Genomic DNA, 16626 nt, shown 5'->3' with positions numbered 1-16626 from the left:
CAAAGGAATTTTAAGGTGGTGTACTTACAATGTCAGCAAATAAAGTGGATGGTATTATCGTAGTTAAACCTTATAAAAAACTAGTCTTATATTTTTGACAGTTTGCGCACTATAGGAATAATGCATCGTAAGGCAATTACCGCTAGGATTTCCGCTCCAGGGCGGACGCTTTCCGCGGGGTGAGCGATGAGCCTTCACCGCCGCTTACGCGTACGTTGTGAAGTCTCATCTGTCTCACTTTATCCCGCTGGAGTCGCCCCCTTACGCTACAATCAATACTTTCTGACTAAAATAGCAGTGAATTAGTTAAAGTCATTCAGTGCCTTAAAGAAATAAAGCAATTCTCCATAAAATTATCATGGACCTATGCAATATATTATCTATTAAAAGCTGTTGTTGCTTTGAACAGTCGCTTTGTCACTATCGAAATATGTTTTGCTTGGAGGGTAGTTTGTCGCGTTCACATCATCTATTCTCTCGCTTGACCATTTATTGAAATTTATCTTCAGAAAGTGTACATAAAATTGGATTTAGCGCGGCGGCGTGAGACTCCTACGGGAAAATCGTTAACCGAAGACCCCGCAGCGTAGCGAGGAGGCTAAGGCAACGCCCGTGGAAAGCGAATGCCGTTGCGCTAAATCCCGGCGGTTACTAGTTGTGACGCACTTTTCCTAAGTGCGCTTAATATATAAAGTGGCATACCTTATATGTTTTGGGGAAGTTATCCACAAAACATGAATAGTATAATCTTCTAAGCAGTAAAAAAAGCAGTCCAGATACGTATTACTCTGCACAGCTTCTTGTTTTTTATTTTGTAGCTCGAATGGTTTGTGCGACTTCATAAATCATATCTTCTTGCCCGCCTATCGTTTTTCGGCGACCAAGCTCTATTAAAATATCTCGCTCATCTACTCCAAATTGTTGTGCTGCTTTTTCTGTATGAAGTAAAAAACTTGAATATACGCCTGCATACCCCATCATTAAACTAGAACCACTAATCTCTTGTGGCCGTAACATCATTGGTGCCACGACGTCATTTGCCACATCTATAATGTCATATAAATGAACGCCAGTGGCAATATTCAAACGGTCTAATACAGCAATGATAGCTTCCGTTTGCGTGTTTCCACTCCCTGCTCCGAGTGCCCGTAATGAACCATCAATATATGTAGCACCAGCTTCCACAGCTGCCAATGTATTTGCCATCGCCAGCGATAAATTATTATGGGCATGAAAACCAATCTCACAACTAACGTGCTCTTTTAACGCCCGGATGCGCTCTGTTACTTCATGTGGCAATAAAGAGCCTGCAGAATCGGTTACATAAACTATTTCAGCACCGTAACTTTCAAATAATTTCGCTTGTTCTACAATTACTTTCGTATCGGCCATATGTGCCATCATTAAAAAACCTGCTGTTTTCAAACCAAGCTCTCGACTTAGGGAGATATGTTGAGCAGCTACATCAGCTTCTGTTACATGGGTTGCCACACGCGCCATTTTTGCACCTACAGTAACCGCATTTTGCAAATCACCTTTAACACCAATACCTGGGATTAATAAGACAGCAACTTTTGAAACATCACATTCATCTACTGCAGCTTCAATTAGTTTTAATTCATCCACTGCTGATAGACCGTATTGTAAGCTGGAACCACCTAAACCATCTCCATGAGATACTTCAAAATATTCTAATCCAGCCTTATTTAATCCACGCGCAACCGATCGAACTTGCGCTTCTGTATACGCATGTTGCATCGAGTGACTACCATCACGTAAAGTAACGTCTAATACATGCACATCTTTCATACACGAATTCCTCCAATTACATGATTTTTAGCTATCTCATTTGCTACCCGTGCAGCCGCTGCGGTCATAATATCTAAATTACCAGAGTATTTTGGAAAGAAGTCACCTGCTCCTTCTACTTCTACAAAAATGGATACTTTTTTCCCCTCAAAAATGGGCTCCCCTCTCAAACGATAACCTGGAACGTATGATTGAACCTCTTTAACCATTTCATGAACGGATTCAATAATTTCTTGTTCCTTACCTTCTTCAGTTAATAACGCATGCACTGTATCACGCATAATAATAGGTGGTTCTGCTGGATTTAAAATAATGATAGCTTTTCCCTTTTTCGCTCCACCGACTACCTCAATTGCTCGTGCAGTTGTATGGGTAAACTCGTCAATATTTGCACGTGTTCCAGGACCGGCACTTTTACTTGCCACAGTTGCAACAATTTCCGCATATTCAACTGAGGTAATACGATTAATGGCATATACCATCGGGATTGTAGCCTGTCCACCACATGTCACCATATTGACATTGTCTGCTTCAATATGTTGCGTTAAGTTTACAGGAGGCACAGTAAATGGACCAATCGCTGCAGGGGTTAAATCAATCATCTTTTTTCCCGCTGCTTTGACTACTGCAAAATTTGCCTCATGTGCATATGCACTTGTCGCATCAAATACAATATCAACTAAGTCCATTTGGTCAGACAAACCTTCAATACCATTCTCAATTGTTTTATATCCCCGCTCTTTTGCTCTACGCAACCCTTCAGAAGCTGGATCGATACCAATCATCACTGACATTTGTAAATAATCACAGCGCTCAATTTTATACATTAAATCCGTCCCAATATTGCCTGAACCGATAATTCCTACTTTTAATTTTGTCATTCCGTCACCTCTTTTATGAAAATGCGACACGGACAGTGCCGTACGTTCCGAAATCTGCTTCGAAAGTATCACCTGATTCAAACGGTACTGCTGCCGTTATGGCTCCAGCTAAAATGAATTGTCCTGCTTTTAATGTAATATCGTAATCACTTAACATATTCGCAAGCCATGCAACAGCCTTTGCTGGATTTCCCATTACAGCACTACTTAAACCTTTGTCAAATACTTCCCCGTTACGCTTAGCAACTAATTCAATTGTCTCCAACGCTTGTAAATCAACAGGAGTACGCATTTTACCGATCACTGTTCCTGCTGAAGATCCGTTATCAGCGACAGTATCTTGAAATTGAAATTGCCAATTTTCTATTCGACTATCAATAATCTCAATTGCGGGTGCAATAGCCTCCGTCGCCGCAATGACATCGTATTCTGACACATTTGGTCCTTTTAAATCCGATTTTAAGAAAAAGGCCAGTTCAAATTCTACTTTTGGTTGTAAAAAATGTTGGATTTTGATCGGTTCTTCTTCGGCGTACACCATCGTATTTAATATATGTCCAAAGTCTGGGGTCTTCACCTTAAACATATCCTGCATTACTTTACTTGTTAATCCAATTTTCATGCCCACAACTTCGGCTCCCGCTTCTGTTTTTTCTTGAATTTGAAGAAGTTGGATACGATAAGCATCGTCAACTGATATTTCAGTTGACGATGTAAATGGGGCAATCGGTTGCTTATTCATTTCAGCTAATCTTAATAATTGAGCACCTTTTTGAATATCCACCGATGTCTCCCTCCTTATACCGGCACTGTCTCCAGTGAGCGGTATTTCCCTGCATAAAACAATAATGGCTCCCCATCCTGTACACGAATATCACGTACTTTACCAATAAATAATGTGTGGTCGCCTTCGATGTATTCAGAAACAACGTCACAACTTACTTGTGCTAAAGCATCTGGTATTACAGGAATATCCGCCAGTGTTTCAAATGTCACTTCACGATTTTCTTTTATTTGTCCCGCAAAAATCATTGACTGTTCCTGTTGATGTGCAGCTAATATATTGACTGCGAAAATGCCACTTTCTTTGATTTTTGACAGACAACGTGCATTTGCTCCGATTGAAATAACCACTAATTTTGGATCAAGCGATACGGACATAAATGCATTCGCTGTCATTCCATGTGGCTGTCCTTCATGCAGCGTTGTAATAACTGTCACACCTGTCGCAAATTTTCCCATCGCATCACGGAATAAACGATCTTCCATTTTCCATTCCCCCTATGCTTTAATTGTTGGATTATTTTCCGTTTTGGAATCCATTTGGTCTCCCCAATACGTAAAGCCAATATCCATTTCATCTAAGGTCCAGCGAATCGGTTCCCAATCTGGTTCAAATATTAAGTAACCATTTGTAAATATTTCAAGACGCACGCCACTACCTGGGTCAATGGCATAAATATACATAGCTTGTGAGATACCGTGTTTTCCTGGCCCCTTAAAGTAAATACCGTGTTCTTTTAGAATATCTGCTGCGCGCAATAAATCTTGTGCATTATCTAGCCAATATGCAATATGGTGCACTTCATGTGTAGATGGTGCGTTTGGGTCAAAACTGACGGCAATATCATGTACAAGTGGGGTTACACTTAGCCATGCTCCTAAATAGTTACCATCTGGCGCTTCAATATATTCACGTAAATTAAAGCCTAATTGTTCTTGTAAAAAGTCTGCAAACTCTTTTGTTGGTAATGAGGATAATAAGTTCACGTGATCAATACGTCTTGGTGACACGCCCCGATTCCATGAGCGATGCGATTGGTTTTTTAGTACCGATCGCGTTTCAGCTGATGCTAGTGTTTTTTCCATTTCAAAGTAAATTTCGAACGTATGCTGACTCGGTGTTTTGAAGCGGAATGCTTTTCCTTGCCCAGCTTCTGCTCCCGGTTCCACCCATTCAATTTCTGTACCGCTTGCCTTTAAAGAATCCGCAAATGCATCGACATCTTCTGTACGCTTCGTTCGCCATGCAATATGATCTAGGCAGGATTCTTCTCCAGCACGAATTGATAGCGTATGATGTTCAAAATCTCCCCATGCACGCAAGTAGTGCACCCCGTCTACTACTTCTGTTTCTTCTAAACCAATTACTTCCTTAAAGAACCACAATGATTTTTCTAAGTCTGTACTCACTAATCCGAAATGTCCTAGTTTTGAAATTTCTGGTTTCATATGTTAAACCTCCCCTTTTCTTACCGTGCTTCGATTGTAATATTATTTAACTCTTTATCTTGCACGCTATCGCCCCAATATGTGTTTCCTACAGTTAACTGTTCTTCGCGTGTCCACTCAATTGGCTCCCAATCTGGTTCAAATATTAAATAGCCACCCGAGAATAGTTCTACACGACAACCACTTCCTGGGTCCATTACATATAAATAAATTGCCTGTGTAATTCCATGTTTACCTGGACCAATAATTGAAATGCCTTGCTCTTTTAAAATATCTGCTGCACGTAAAATATCTTGCGAGTTGTCTAACCAATAGGAAAGATGATGTAAACGTGCTTTTGATGGCAAAGTCGACTTATGTACTAATGCAACATCATGAACAAGAGATGTTACACTCATCCAGCCGGCTAAAATACCTTCATCCCCTTTTACATATTCACGCAAGTTAAAGCCAAGTGTATCAAGTAGGAAATCAAATGTAAGATTAGCATTTGTAGATGTATGAATATTCACGTGGTCAAAGCGACGTGGAGATATGCCTTTTCTATGTGCTTGATATACTTGGTTTTTTAAAATAGATTTATATTCTGATGCAGCTTCTGGTTTTTCAACGTCATAATAAAGCTCAAATGTATGTCCGCTCGGCAATTGGAAACGAACCGCATCCCCAATTCCAGGTGTCGTTCCTTTTGGATATTCTTCAACGACTACGTCTGCTTGTTGCAAAAGTTCTTTAAAGCCTAAAACGCAGTCTTTAGTTTTCGTTCGCCAGCCAATTCGTTTTACATACGAGCTGTCACCATGTTCGATGCTTAACGTATGGTGCTGGAAGTCTCCCCATGCGCGCAAATAATGTACTCCATCGATTGCCGCTGTCTCTTCTAATCCAATGACTTCTTTAAAAAACCATAATGATTTTTCTAAGTCTGTACTTACTAATGCTGCATGACCTAATTTTGCAATTTCTGGTTTTGCCATTCTCAACCCTCCCTACCTTACTGTTCATGTTTGGTTTCCTAAACTTATATTCATCATATAAAAAGAAAGCGATTTCAGTTAGAACTCTTTTTATCTATAATTTCAACTTTTTTAAACAATTTTTATTGAATTTTGCTTTTTTGCATAACAGGAATTGAAAATTGCTCAATCCCGAAACTTGATATTGGTATCTCTAATAAATAGCCCGCTAAAGGTTCTTTAGTTGCACGTGCCTGAGATAATGGATCCCTGGCTGTTGTAATATAAAGCATATTTAAATCTTCACCACCAATAACACATGACGTAACATGTGAAACGGGTAAAAGAATTTCTTCTAAAATTTGCATCGTTGTTGGATTTAAACAGATAATGCGTGATGGCTTATTACTTTTTTGAGCGATAAGCCCTCCTTTAAACAACGCTATCCATAAATTATCTTGAGCATCAATCGTCATTCCACCTGGAAACCCTTCTAGCATTTCAGACGTGTACACAATACGTTGAAATTCTAAAATACCATCCTCTGTAAATTGGTATTGAAAAATAGATTGTTTAGCTGAATCAATATGGTAGAATGTATTGGTTTCCTTTTGCCAGGCTAAACCATTTGATAATGTAATATTTTCAAGCAAGGCCTGAACTTCTCCGTCTGGGCTAATACGAAATAACTTTGAATTATGAAAAGGATAATCCGACATCGCAGTTGGAGCAGTTTCTCTAAACTTTTTAAAAAAACCATCTGATGAACCAACCCATATATAACCGTCTGGACCACATTTCGCATCATTTAAATAATGCAATGCACTTAATCCAGGAGGAAAGGCGAACGGTTTTTTCGTCCCCATTTTAAAGTTAATCTTGTATAACCCATCTTTATACACACCTATAAATTGACCATCATCTACAGACACGATTGCTTCAATCGGACCCATAGCATCATAAATATTTTCTTCTTCTGTGGTTGGATGGTATGTAATAATTTTTTGTGCGCTAATATCTATCCAAATGACTCCGAACTGCTTATGCCAAATGGGTCTTACTGCAAACTCCGCTTGGTAATGACCACATGTTTTCATCTTTTCCCCACCTAAAAATGTTAATAAGAAAAACCTGGCAAAAAACGCCCGGTCTTTTCAGAACAAAAACCTAGATATGCCATTGATTTCAGCTCCGGTCGGACACTTTCCGTAGGCACGGCTCGAGCCTGTGGATAGCATTTATAATTCAAAAAAGATTACAAGTAATTTAAGCTAATCATTAAAAATTAGTCCAATCTTTCTATCTTATTGATAAGCTATGCCAAATCTTTTAGTGTAGTACTACACATTAATGGATTGTAGTGCAAGGTGGCGTCTCCAGTGGGAAAAGCGTTAGACGAAGACCCCGCAGCGAAGACAGTGGCCAAACTTTGTTTGGGCAATGTCTTTGCCACGAGTAACCGCAGGAGCATATGTTTTCCGAGCGAGGAGGCTGAGGCAACGCCCGCGGAAAGCGTCCACCTGTAACGGAAATCATAGGATTATTCATTCTTACAAGTCCTTTAAACCCAGTGTTCATAGGACATTTTTATATACTTATCTTTTAAAAAAAGAGAAGAGTCCTAAACTTATCTCTTCTCTTTTAGCTGTATATAATTTATTATGCAAAATACGTATTCGGCTCTAAGTCACAAAGAATGCGTCCATGTGTTTCTAAAAGTGAACTTGGTGTAATAAACGCGTGTAAGTGCATAGTAATGAAGTCGCGGTAGAAGGTTTGGAACACATTGCTATTATAAGCAAACACTGAACCAGCTCCTGCAAGCATTAAATCATAGGATTCCTTACATAATTGATTTGCAAAACCAAATTCAGCTTTCATGCGAATACTTTCTTTTTGATTAAATAACTTTCCTTCACGAGAGTACTCGTCAAGCTTATTAATCACATCGACAAACATTAAACGGGCTGCTTCAATTTTCATTTCCGCTTCTGCAATTTGTAAATGCGTTACGGGTGCCTCGCTCATTTTCTGATAGAATGTATTGCCAATACCCGCCTTCATGACGCGTTCCATGTGTAAATCGAACCCACCGAGGGCAAGCCCCAATGCTGGCGCTACAATAGATAATGTTAACGATGGAACAAATGGTGTGCGATATAGTGGCTCATCCTTTAGTTCATCAATAAGATAATGACCTTGGACTGCTAAACGATCTAGTGATACACGGTGGTCTGGGATAAATACATTTTCCATCACGATACTATTACTACCTGAACCTTTTAATCCCACTACATCCCAATCATCTAAAACCTTCACATCTGGACGTGGAACGATGAAAATAGCCATTTCTTGTCCACCATTTCCATCATCGACAGGTGCACCGGAATAAAACCAGTCTGCATAAGGGGATCCAGATACGAATGGCCATTGTGCTTTTTTCACTAAGTAGCCCCCCTCGATACGCTCTATATCGATATGAATTGGTTTGAAGTTTCCAGCTAGCACCACATCTTTATCATGGTTTTCTCCAAAGATTTCGGTTAAGGCTTTTCGACCGAAAGCGTAAGAAACCATATAGTCTCGAATGTTACTTAAAGATACAAACCACCCAGCAGAACCATTGCCACGTGAAATTTCTGTCACCACTTCAAAATAGGTACGCATATCTGTTTGATAGCCACCAAACAATCTCGGTCGTAATACTTTTAATAATCCTTTATCACGAATCATTTGAACAATTTCATCAGGGATTTTACTCGTTTGATCGATTTCCAAGGTCGCACTACGTAAAATCTGTTGCATTGAACGTGCGTTTTCAATCAGCATATCGCGTACTTCAATTTGTTGAACTGATGTTTGTGTCATTGAGCCACACTCCTTTTTATTGTGCATCATAGAATATTAAGTGTTCATGCGTAGTATTTGTTTAACATTACTTTTAACTTACACGTTCACAGGTTCAGATTTTGTGGAAACACTTTTATTAAAGAAATGTTTTGTTGCATATAAAAATTCTTCACGTTGTTCAATCATTGCCCAATGACCACATTTTTTAAATACATGCAATTCACAATTTGGTAAGTGATCTAATGCATATAAACTACTTTGTAATGGAACAAAGCGATCAAAATGCCCATGAATTAAACAAAATTCATTTTGCATACGTTCGAAGGCTGTTTGAGGAATTAACATTTCAGTTAAGCTAGATTTCGTAAAATTTTCCCGATAGGAACGGTAAATTTCTGGGCGTTGGAACATTTCAAAACGCTGTTCTACAACTTCGTCAACGAAATCTTTCATATTCTCAATGTCATACACAAACCATGATAATAAGTTCCGTAAGTTTTCTTTAGTAGGATCTAAATGGAAGTTGGCTAACTTCATTAGCTCAACTGTTGGCTCTTTTAATAACACACCAGCACCCATTAATACATTTTTCGGGAATCGTTCTGGGGCTTCCATATTTAAATACATCGCAATCACACCGCCCAAAGAGTTCCCTACTAAATGGGCTTTTTCAATTTGTAATGTATCCATTAAGTCTAAAATTTGTTTTACACGTTTTGCCATCCATTGTACGCCATTTTCTGGATAGTCTGTTGGATGATCTGTATCTCCAAACCCTACTAGGTCTGGTGCTACAACATGATAATCCTTCGCGTAATCTTCTAATACGTGTTGCCAATTTGCTTTTGCCCCAGCTCCTGGGCCAGAACCATGTAATAAAATCACGGTTTCTTTATTTCCTTTACCAGACTCATAGATAAATGTTCCATAATCCCCTGTTTGTACTTTATGTGCTTGAATAGACATACAAGTTCCCCCTTATTTCAATTGAAATTCAGCTTGAACATATTTCGCTGCTTGAGTGCCGGCTATTTTACCAAATACAGAGCCTGATGTAAGACCCGCCCCTCCTGGATAATTGTCATAATAAAGACCACCAACAATTTCTCCAGCTGCATATAAACCTTCAATTGCATCTGTATCTTCATGTAATACTTGTGCTTTTTTCGTAATGTGTAGACCACCATATGTAAACGTAATTCCGCAACCAATGGCGTATGCTACAAATGGTCCTTCATTGATAGGGAGCGCCCAGTTTGATTTTGGCACTATTAATCCTTCTGTACCTTTGCCATCTAACACATTCGGATTAAATGGAACATCCATTACAGCTTTATTGAAGTTTTTTACTTCTGTTAAAAAGCCTTCGTGGTCTACATCACCCATCATTTCCACAAGTTCTTCTAGTGTGTTGGCTTCTACTTTTGAGACTGAGCGTCCTTCATATTCTTCTCGTAAAAAATGTTTTCCTTTTGCATCGAACACTTGCCATGCATATTGACCCGGTTGTTTTAAAATTTCTCTTCCGATTTTGGCATACGTATAATTCCGGTAATCCGCTCCTTCATTGATAAAGCGTTTACCATCTTTATTAATGAGAATGCCAAAGGGGTAGCTTAACTTTTGAAAGCCTTCTTTGAAGCTTGGCAAATACCGATCACCACCGACTGCATGTGCACCAGACCAATTGCCAATCGTTCTTGCTCCCACATCTATGGCCATTTTTAAACCTGCACCTGTATTAAACTTACATCCTCGCGTATGAACGGTATCCCATCCAGGTCCTAAATATTTAGTACGCATTTCGACATTCGCATGAAAGCCACCACTTGCAAGTACAACGGATTTACACTGGATGTATGCATCTTGCTTTTGCTGCCGAATATGAATACCTTGGATTCGTTTATTTACCATGTTTAGTTTAACTGCAGGGGTATTATATAAAATGCGGACCCCCAATCGTTTTGCCTCCAAATGAAGTGCATCCACTAGACCCTTCCCACCGCCAACTGCCTCTACCACCATACCTCCCCAAAACTTGAAAACTCCGTCTATTTTAAATGCTTGGCGTCCATAAATAGGAATCCATTTAACATGGTGCGATGTTAACCACTGCATTACTTTATAGCTTTCCTTTGCCAAAATATTAGCTAAATCATAGTCTGTTCGATAATTTGATAGGCGACTCACATCTTCAAAAAATTGCTCTTTAGTATATACACCAAAGTCGGTCATTGAAAATTCCTCATCCGTCATATCTGGTAAAAGTGCCCTAATCTCTTCACCACTCTTGTACGCAAAGCGCATTGAACCATGAGTATACGTGGTATTGCCACCTTTTTCGGCTTCTGAGGAAATTTCTAAAACTATGACATCACTTCCTTGTTCGGCGGCAGCAATAGCTGCGCACATGGCGGCATTGCCAGCACCTACTACGACAACATCTGCTGTCAATTCTTGTAACATCAAGACACCTCCTTTTTTGAAAGCGCTTTAAATATTTTTTTCATATTAGCCCTTTAAAAAACTGTTGAATTAAATAATTAAATTTATCCTTTTTCTCAATTTGTGTCCAGTGCCCACATCGGCTAAAAACATGAAGTTGTGCATTACCCAAATGTTCTAATAAATAGTAGCTAGAGTCAATCGAGCATACTTTGTCATCTCGACCATGTACAAGTAAAATTGGATGTTCCAGTCGATTTAATGCTACTGTTGGAATCGGCACCGCTGCTGTAGCAAAAATTGAGTTATTCGAACGTTTCACTTCTTCTCGCATAGCATTTTCAAATCTCGGTTTTGTCACTTCATCAATGACAGGTTGCATCGCCTCATTGTCATAGACAAACCACCCCATAATCTGCTGAAGGCGTTTTTCAGATGGATTATCATAAAAGTTTTTAGCACGTGCCAGCTCTAAACTTAATTTCGTATTTGGTGTTCCTCCTGGACCCATTAATACAATGCGATCAAAGCGATCTGTATATTCAACTGCTAATTCTAAAGCAATCGAGCAACCTAAAGAGTTACCAACTACATGGACTTTTTCTAATTTGTAGTAATCTAAAATTTCTATGACTTGTTCCATCCAGCAGTCCATCCATGCTTGACGGTTTTTTAATGGGACATCTGGATGGTCACTTTGGGCAAACCCATATAAGTCTGGAGCTAAACAATGAAATTGTGACCCACAATCATTTAGCGCATATCTCCAGTTTGCGATTGCCGTAACTCCTGGTCCTGAACCATGTAAAAACAAAATTGTTTCTGGATGTTGTTGACCTGATTCATTCATCCATGTTGTGTATTTGCCTGTTTTTATTGGTTGTGATGTAACTGTTACTTCTGTTGTCACCTGCATTTATATACCTCCCCCTTATGCTTCAATTGTTGAAATAATTAGTTCATTGCCTGTAATGCTGTCACCCCAAAATGTATTGCCAAGCGCACGCTCTTCTGGTCGCCATACAACTGTCTCCCAATCCGGTTCGAAGATTAAGTATCCTCCTGTAAAAAGTTCTACACGACAACCACTACCTGGATCAATGACATATAAATAAATAGCTTGTGAAATACTATGTTTGCCTGGACCGATAAATTGTAGGTTAGATTCTCTTAAAATATCTGCTGCTCGTAAAATATCGCCTACATCGTCTAGCCAGTATGAAATATGATGGAATCGTGCAGTCGTTTCTAACTTTTCATGTGTTACAAGAGCGATATCATGAACCAGTTCTGTCACACTCATCCATCCAGCTAGTAATGTACCATTTTCATCCTCAATACATTCATTAATGCGGAATCCTAGTTCATCCACGAAAAATGCATACACACTTTTTGTATCTGCACATGTATGAATGTTGATATGATCCAAACGTCTAGGTGAAATTCCCTTTGCCCAAGATTTATATGTTTGGTTTTTAAGGACCGATTTGCGATGTTCTTCGACTTGGGAACGCTGGGTATCATAATATAATTCAATACGATGACCAGATGGTGCAGTAAATCGAATTGCTTCTCCAATGCCAGGTGTTGTCCAAGCTGGTACATTTTCTATTTCATAGCCTTTTGCTGATAATTGCTGCGCAAATAATTCCACATCTTCTTTTCTTTTTGTGCGCAAACCAAAATGTGTCACCTTTCCAGTCTCGCCCGGACTAAGAACTAAACTGTGATGTTCAAAGTCACCCCAAGCACAGAAGTAATAAATATCGCCAATTTTTTCAGTACATTCTAGTCCAATTACTTCTTGAAAAAAGTTAACGGATGTCTCCATATCTGATGATTGCAATGACACATAACCTAACTTTGCAATTTTAGGATTCATTTACTGACTAACTCCTTTCTCTCGTTATTGCTATTTTAATTGAAGCAAATTCTTCAAAACTATAGAAGAAACATATGAAAAACAAATTGTTCTTCATTAGTTTTTACTTAATAACGAATTGCATTTGGCTCTAACCCTACTAATAATCGCCCATAATTTTCACGTGTTATGACAGGGGATAAAGAACGATGAGAATGCATCGTTATAAAATCGCGAATTAACCGCTGCATTGGGTTTTGATCGTATACAAAGCCTGAACCACTAGCAGCAAATAACGCATCCATCGCTTCTTTTAATAATTCGTTAGCATAACCGATATCTGTTAGCGCTTTCAAACGAAGCTCTTTTGGCATAATTACTTGTTTTGCCGCCCACTCATCCATACATTTAGCTAAATTCATTAAGTACATTTCAGCTGTTTCCACTTTTAAGGTTGATGTTGCAAGCAATGTATGTGTGCTTGCTGCATCTTTAATCATCTTCACCCCCATATGTTGAGCTGTACGATAAGGCAACCCCTTTTTAAAGTTTTCCAACATTTCTTGCACAACTCCTAATGCTGGTAAGCCTAGCGAAAGAATTAATCCTGGGAATAAAGCAGCACTATATAAAGGAATATCGCGTAAATGTGATGATTTAAAGTCTCCATCTAATACAGCGATAAAAGAAGTTACACGATTTTCTGGTACAAAGACATTTTTCATTCGTACGGCATTACTCCCGGTACCTTTTAAGCCAAGTGTGTACCAATCATCTTCAATATCGAGATCGCTAAATGGAACAGTCATTAACAGTTGCTCTAAAATATTTCCTTCTTCATCTTTTGTATACATTCCAAAATAGCCCCATGTGGCATGCAATGATCCAGAACAAAACATCCAGTGACCTTCTTCGATTAAATAGCCCCCATCTACTTTTTGTACTTTGCATTCTCGAGGCTCATATACCCCTGCAAAGAGAACACCTTCTGGATCTTGGCCAAAAATTTCTTCATGCGCTTCTTCATTAAATGATTCCGCAACCATTAATTCACGTATAGCACATAAAGAAGCAATCCAACCGGTTGAAGCACATGCCTTTGAAAGCTCTACAATGACCCGTGCATATGTTTCTACACTTAATTGCAGTCCACCATAACGTTTTGGACGTAAAATTTTTAAAATACCTGTATCTTTTAATTCTTGAATCGTTTCTTCTGGAATACGGCGTAACTCCTCCGTTAATCTTGCACGCCCACGTATTTTTTCTGCTAATACCTTTGCTTCATCAATAATGGCAAGCTCATTTTTTGTTAATACATCTGGCATCGTATTCACTCCTGTCTTGTTAGATAGATTAAATGTAACGAAAGTAAATTTTGAAATGTACAATGAAAATCGTTGAATTTTGAACTTCAATACCAATAAAAACTACTCAAAATGTAGAAATAGTTAATTTTTATTTAATTCGCACTATATTTCACTAAATTTTCTGATAAAATGTCTTTAATAACTGTTTTATCCCTGTAAAGAATTTACGAAAAGAGGCGAACAAATGACTTTACCAACGTTTGATAAAGAGCTGTATACAACATCAAATTCATTTGGCTTATTGCGTAAAGAACTTATCGAGCATTTAGGACATGATCATGCCAAAACATTCTTATTACGATATGGATGGAATTTAGGAGTTGCCCATGCAAAAGAAGTAGATCGAATGCAACTTAGATTACGTGAAAAGTTAGATTCTGCATCCACTTATCATTTAAACACGGGACAAATTACTGATTTAATAACCGAGCGAGTATTGGAGCTAGACGAACACGATAATATTAAAGAGATTTACGCTAAAGGAATTTGGATTAATTCGTACGAAGCTTCAGAGCATTTGCAGCATTTTGGCCTGAGTAAGCATGTTGCTTGTCACACATTGGCTGGTTATGCAAGCGGTTTCACTTCCTTTTTAACAAAAAAAGAAATATATATAATTGAAGTAACCTGTCGTGCGCGGGGAGATGCTGAATGCGCGTTTGAGATGAGAGCTCTAGAAGATTGGGATAAAGAAACACAATCGTATGTGATTAAAATGAATCATTCTCGCATGATTGATGAATTAAATACAACCTATGAACAACTTTATCAAGAGAAGCGTTTAACTGAGCTAGTATCTATTTTTCATAACAATTTAACAAAGGGACTAACACAAGGAATGAAACTTGAGCAATTATTGGAAACTGTTCACGAAACACTCGATACACCTGTTGTTTTACAAGATTTAAACTTGAATCCATATCTTACTGCTGGCATTACATTAGAAGAACTAGATAGTTTATATGAGGATTTTGCTAAGCAAGTTGGGCAAACCCGATCAGGTAAGCTTTTGTTGAAGCCGATTGAACCCGAGCATCCACTACAAATAGATGCTAAAGAACATACGCGGCTCGTTTGTCCAATTACAGTGCATCATCAAGTCATTGGATATATTGCATTTATTTATCCACCACAGACAGAGCAATTAGAATTTGAGCGCGACTTTATCCAACGTGCAGCAACAACTTGCTCCCTTCATTATTTAAATGAGAAAACAAGTTTAGAAGCTATTGAAAATATGAAAGCTTACTTCTTTGAACAACTATTACAAAAGCAATACACATCAAAGTCGAGTATGAATTATCGTAGCTACTTAATGGAAATTGATTTAAAGCAAGACTTTTTTATCGGCAACGTCAAAATTCTCAAAAATAGCATGCAGATTAAGGAACAACAAATACTAGAAAAAGTGATTCAAACATTTGCAATATATTTGGAAATGCACAAAATACCTATTTTTATTACCTCATTTCAAGATGAAATTATTTTTTTAATGCAAAAGCAACCAAATACGATAGAAATTGCCGAAAGTATAATAAAGCACTTACAACGTTCCTTTAAAATTTATGACTTTCGGATTGGCATTAGCCGTATAATTCAAGATATTGAAGATATTCCAGAAGCGCATCAGCAATCGATTATTGCCTTAAATATTGATAAAAAACAACCAATCGTCTTATTTGAAAATACAAGTATCATTAGCTCAATTATTAATGCACACAATAAAACTTCAATTATTCAATTAGCAAAGCACGAGTTAAAAGCTATTTTAGAACTAAAAGAAGCAAAAAAAGTTGAGTTTTTAAAAACACTCTATACATTTTTAAAGAATAATGGTAATTTGCAGCAAACAATGTGTGATTTAAATTTATCCATGAGCGGCTTAGTATATCGCATTCAAAAACTCGAAGATTTATTAAATAAAGATTTACGAAATTCTAAGGACTCTTTCGAATTAACATTCTGTATTGAAGCGTTAGAGATATTAGGAGAAGTAGAAATTGAATAAACTTTTACAGCTTACGCTTTGCAGAGGCGTAGGTTTTTTTTGAGGATTAAATCATTTCTCAAATAAATTCTTATGAAAGCATACATCGTTTTTAAGTAAAGTTTATCTATTCAAATAAAAATTAAAAATGCTACTATTTTATTAACTTCAAAGAAAGGGGATAAGCAAAGTGAAAACGCTTACTTCACTAGAGGTGATATAGTTGCATGGACCA

At 38.0% G+C, this 16626-nt stretch carries 14 protein-coding genes; 1 reads left to right on the top strand and 13 read right to left on the bottom strand.

All coding sequences use genetic code 11. The features are described 5' to 3' along the window. Positions 1–807: 807 nt before the first annotated feature. The 13 genes from dmpG to ACTSKG_RS00200 form a co-directional block, all read right to left on the bottom strand. Positions 808–1809: a 4-hydroxy-2-oxovalerate aldolase gene (dmpG, locus tag ACTSKG_RS00260; RefSeq protein ID WP_464756169.1), complete on the bottom strand. Its 1002-nt coding sequence runs from the start codon at positions 1807–1809 to the stop codon at positions 808–810. Then, a complete protein-coding gene (locus ACTSKG_RS00255) occupies positions 1806–2690 on the bottom strand; it encodes an acetaldehyde dehydrogenase (acetylating) (protein ID WP_464756168.1) in 885 nt (294 codons plus the stop codon). Before ACTSKG_RS00255 ends, dmpG begins: the two co-directional genes overlap by 4 nt. A gap of 13 nt (positions 2691–2703) precedes the next feature. Then, on the bottom strand, positions 2704–3474 hold the full coding sequence (locus tag ACTSKG_RS00250) for a 2-keto-4-pentenoate hydratase (protein ID WP_464756167.1): 771 nt from the start codon (positions 3472–3474) through the stop codon (positions 2704–2706). Positions 3475–3488: 14 nt separating this feature from the next. Next, complete coding sequence (locus tag ACTSKG_RS00245) at positions 3489–3959, bottom strand: flavin reductase family protein (protein ID WP_464756166.1); 471 nt, start codon at positions 3957–3959, stop codon at positions 3489–3491. A 12-nt stretch (positions 3960–3971) separates the two neighbouring features. Further along, the gene (locus ACTSKG_RS00240) at positions 3972–4922 is read right to left on the bottom strand and encodes a VOC family protein (RefSeq protein WP_464756165.1); all 951 of its coding nucleotides are present in this window, start codon (positions 4920–4922) and stop codon (positions 3972–3974) included. A 20-nt stretch (positions 4923–4942) separates the two neighbouring features. Continuing rightward, positions 4943–5899: a VOC family protein gene (locus ACTSKG_RS00235; protein ID WP_464756164.1), complete on the bottom strand. Its 957-nt coding sequence runs from the start codon at positions 5897–5899 to the stop codon at positions 4943–4945. A 122-nt stretch (positions 5900–6021) separates the two neighbouring features. Beyond that, positions 6022–6975, bottom strand: coding sequence for an SMP-30/gluconolactonase/LRE family protein (locus ACTSKG_RS00230; RefSeq protein ID WP_464756163.1), 954 nt, complete (start codon positions 6973–6975; stop codon positions 6022–6024). A gap of 562 nt (positions 6976–7537) precedes the next feature. Continuing rightward, entirely contained in the window at positions 7538–8746 is a 1209-nt protein-coding gene (locus ACTSKG_RS00225) for an acyl-CoA dehydrogenase family protein (protein ID WP_464756162.1), read from the bottom strand. A gap of 78 nt (positions 8747–8824) precedes the next feature. Next, complete coding sequence (locus ACTSKG_RS00220; RefSeq protein ID WP_464756161.1) at positions 8825–9694, bottom strand: alpha/beta fold hydrolase; 870 nt, start codon at positions 9692–9694, stop codon at positions 8825–8827. A 12-nt stretch (positions 9695–9706) separates the two neighbouring features. Further along, positions 9707–11194 (bottom strand): FAD-dependent tricarballylate dehydrogenase TcuA, encoded by a 1488-nt coding sequence (tcuA, locus tag ACTSKG_RS00215; protein ID WP_464756160.1) that lies wholly within the window; start codon positions 11192–11194, stop codon positions 9707–9709. 40 nt (positions 11195–11234) lie between these two features. Continuing rightward, positions 11235–12089 (bottom strand): alpha/beta fold hydrolase, encoded by an 855-nt coding sequence (locus ACTSKG_RS00210; RefSeq protein WP_464756159.1) that lies wholly within the window; start codon positions 12087–12089, stop codon positions 11235–11237. A gap of 15 nt (positions 12090–12104) precedes the next feature. Continuing rightward, positions 12105–13055, bottom strand: a complete 951-nt coding sequence (locus tag ACTSKG_RS00205; protein WP_464756158.1) for a VOC family protein — start codon at positions 13053–13055, stop codon at positions 12105–12107. A 107-nt stretch (positions 13056–13162) separates the two neighbouring features. After that, complete coding sequence (locus ACTSKG_RS00200) at positions 13163–14362, bottom strand: acyl-CoA dehydrogenase family protein (protein ID WP_464756157.1); 1200 nt, start codon at positions 14360–14362, stop codon at positions 13163–13165. A gap of 226 nt (positions 14363–14588) precedes the next feature. Between ACTSKG_RS00200 and ACTSKG_RS00195 the strand changes: the two genes are divergently transcribed. After that, on the top strand, positions 14589–16412 hold the full coding sequence (locus tag ACTSKG_RS00195) for a V4R domain-containing protein (RefSeq protein ID WP_464756156.1): 1824 nt from the start codon (positions 14589–14591) through the stop codon (positions 16410–16412). The last annotated feature ends 214 nt before the right edge of the window (positions 16413–16626 follow it).

This window comes from Psychrobacillus syltrankelensis (genome assembly GCF_055454035.1).
This window is presented reverse-complemented; position numbering and strand designations above follow the sequence as displayed.

What these genes read in the sequence shown, in the direction of transcription:
- dmpG (WP_464756169.1), bottom strand. Translation starts at nt 1,809, where the DNA reads ATGAAAGATGTGCATGTATTAGACGTTACTTTACGTGATGGTAGTCAC.
- ACTSKG_RS00255 (WP_464756168.1), bottom strand. Translation starts at nt 2,690, where the DNA reads ATGACAAAATTAAAAGTAGGAATTATCGGTTCAGGCAATATTGGGACG.
- ACTSKG_RS00245 (WP_464756166.1), bottom strand. Translation starts at nt 3,959, where the DNA reads ATGGAAGATCGTTTATTCCGTGATGCGATGGGAAAATTTGCGACAGGT.
- ACTSKG_RS00240 (WP_464756165.1), bottom strand. Translation starts at nt 4,922, where the DNA reads ATGAAACCAGAAATTTCAAAACTAGGACATTTCGGATTAGTGAGTACA.
- ACTSKG_RS00235 (WP_464756164.1), bottom strand. Translation starts at nt 5,899, where the DNA reads ATGGCAAAACCAGAAATTGCAAAATTAGGTCATGCAGCATTAGTAAGT.
- ACTSKG_RS00230 (WP_464756163.1), bottom strand. Translation starts at nt 6,975, where the DNA reads ATGAAAACATGTGGTCATTACCAAGCGGAGTTTGCAGTAAGACCCATT.
- ACTSKG_RS00225 (WP_464756162.1), bottom strand. Translation starts at nt 8,746, where the DNA reads ATGACACAAACATCAGTTCAACAAATTGAAGTACGCGATATGCTGATT.
- ACTSKG_RS00220 (WP_464756161.1), bottom strand. Translation starts at nt 9,694, where the DNA reads ATGTCTATTCAAGCACATAAAGTACAAACAGGGGATTATGGAACATTT.
- tcuA (WP_464756160.1), bottom strand. Translation starts at nt 11,194, where the DNA reads ATGTTACAAGAATTGACAGCAGATGTTGTCGTAGTAGGTGCTGGCAAT.
- ACTSKG_RS00210 (WP_464756159.1), bottom strand. Translation starts at nt 12,089, where the DNA reads ATGCAGGTGACAACAGAAGTAACAGTTACATCACAACCAATAAAAACA.
- ACTSKG_RS00205 (WP_464756158.1), bottom strand. Translation starts at nt 13,055, where the DNA reads ATGAATCCTAAAATTGCAAAGTTAGGTTATGTGTCATTGCAATCATCA.
- ACTSKG_RS00200 (WP_464756157.1), bottom strand. Translation starts at nt 14,362, where the DNA reads ATGCCAGATGTATTAACAAAAAATGAGCTTGCCATTATTGATGAAGCA.
- ACTSKG_RS00195 (WP_464756156.1), top strand. Translation starts at nt 14,589, where the DNA reads ATGACTTTACCAACGTTTGATAAAGAGCTGTATACAACATCAAATTCA.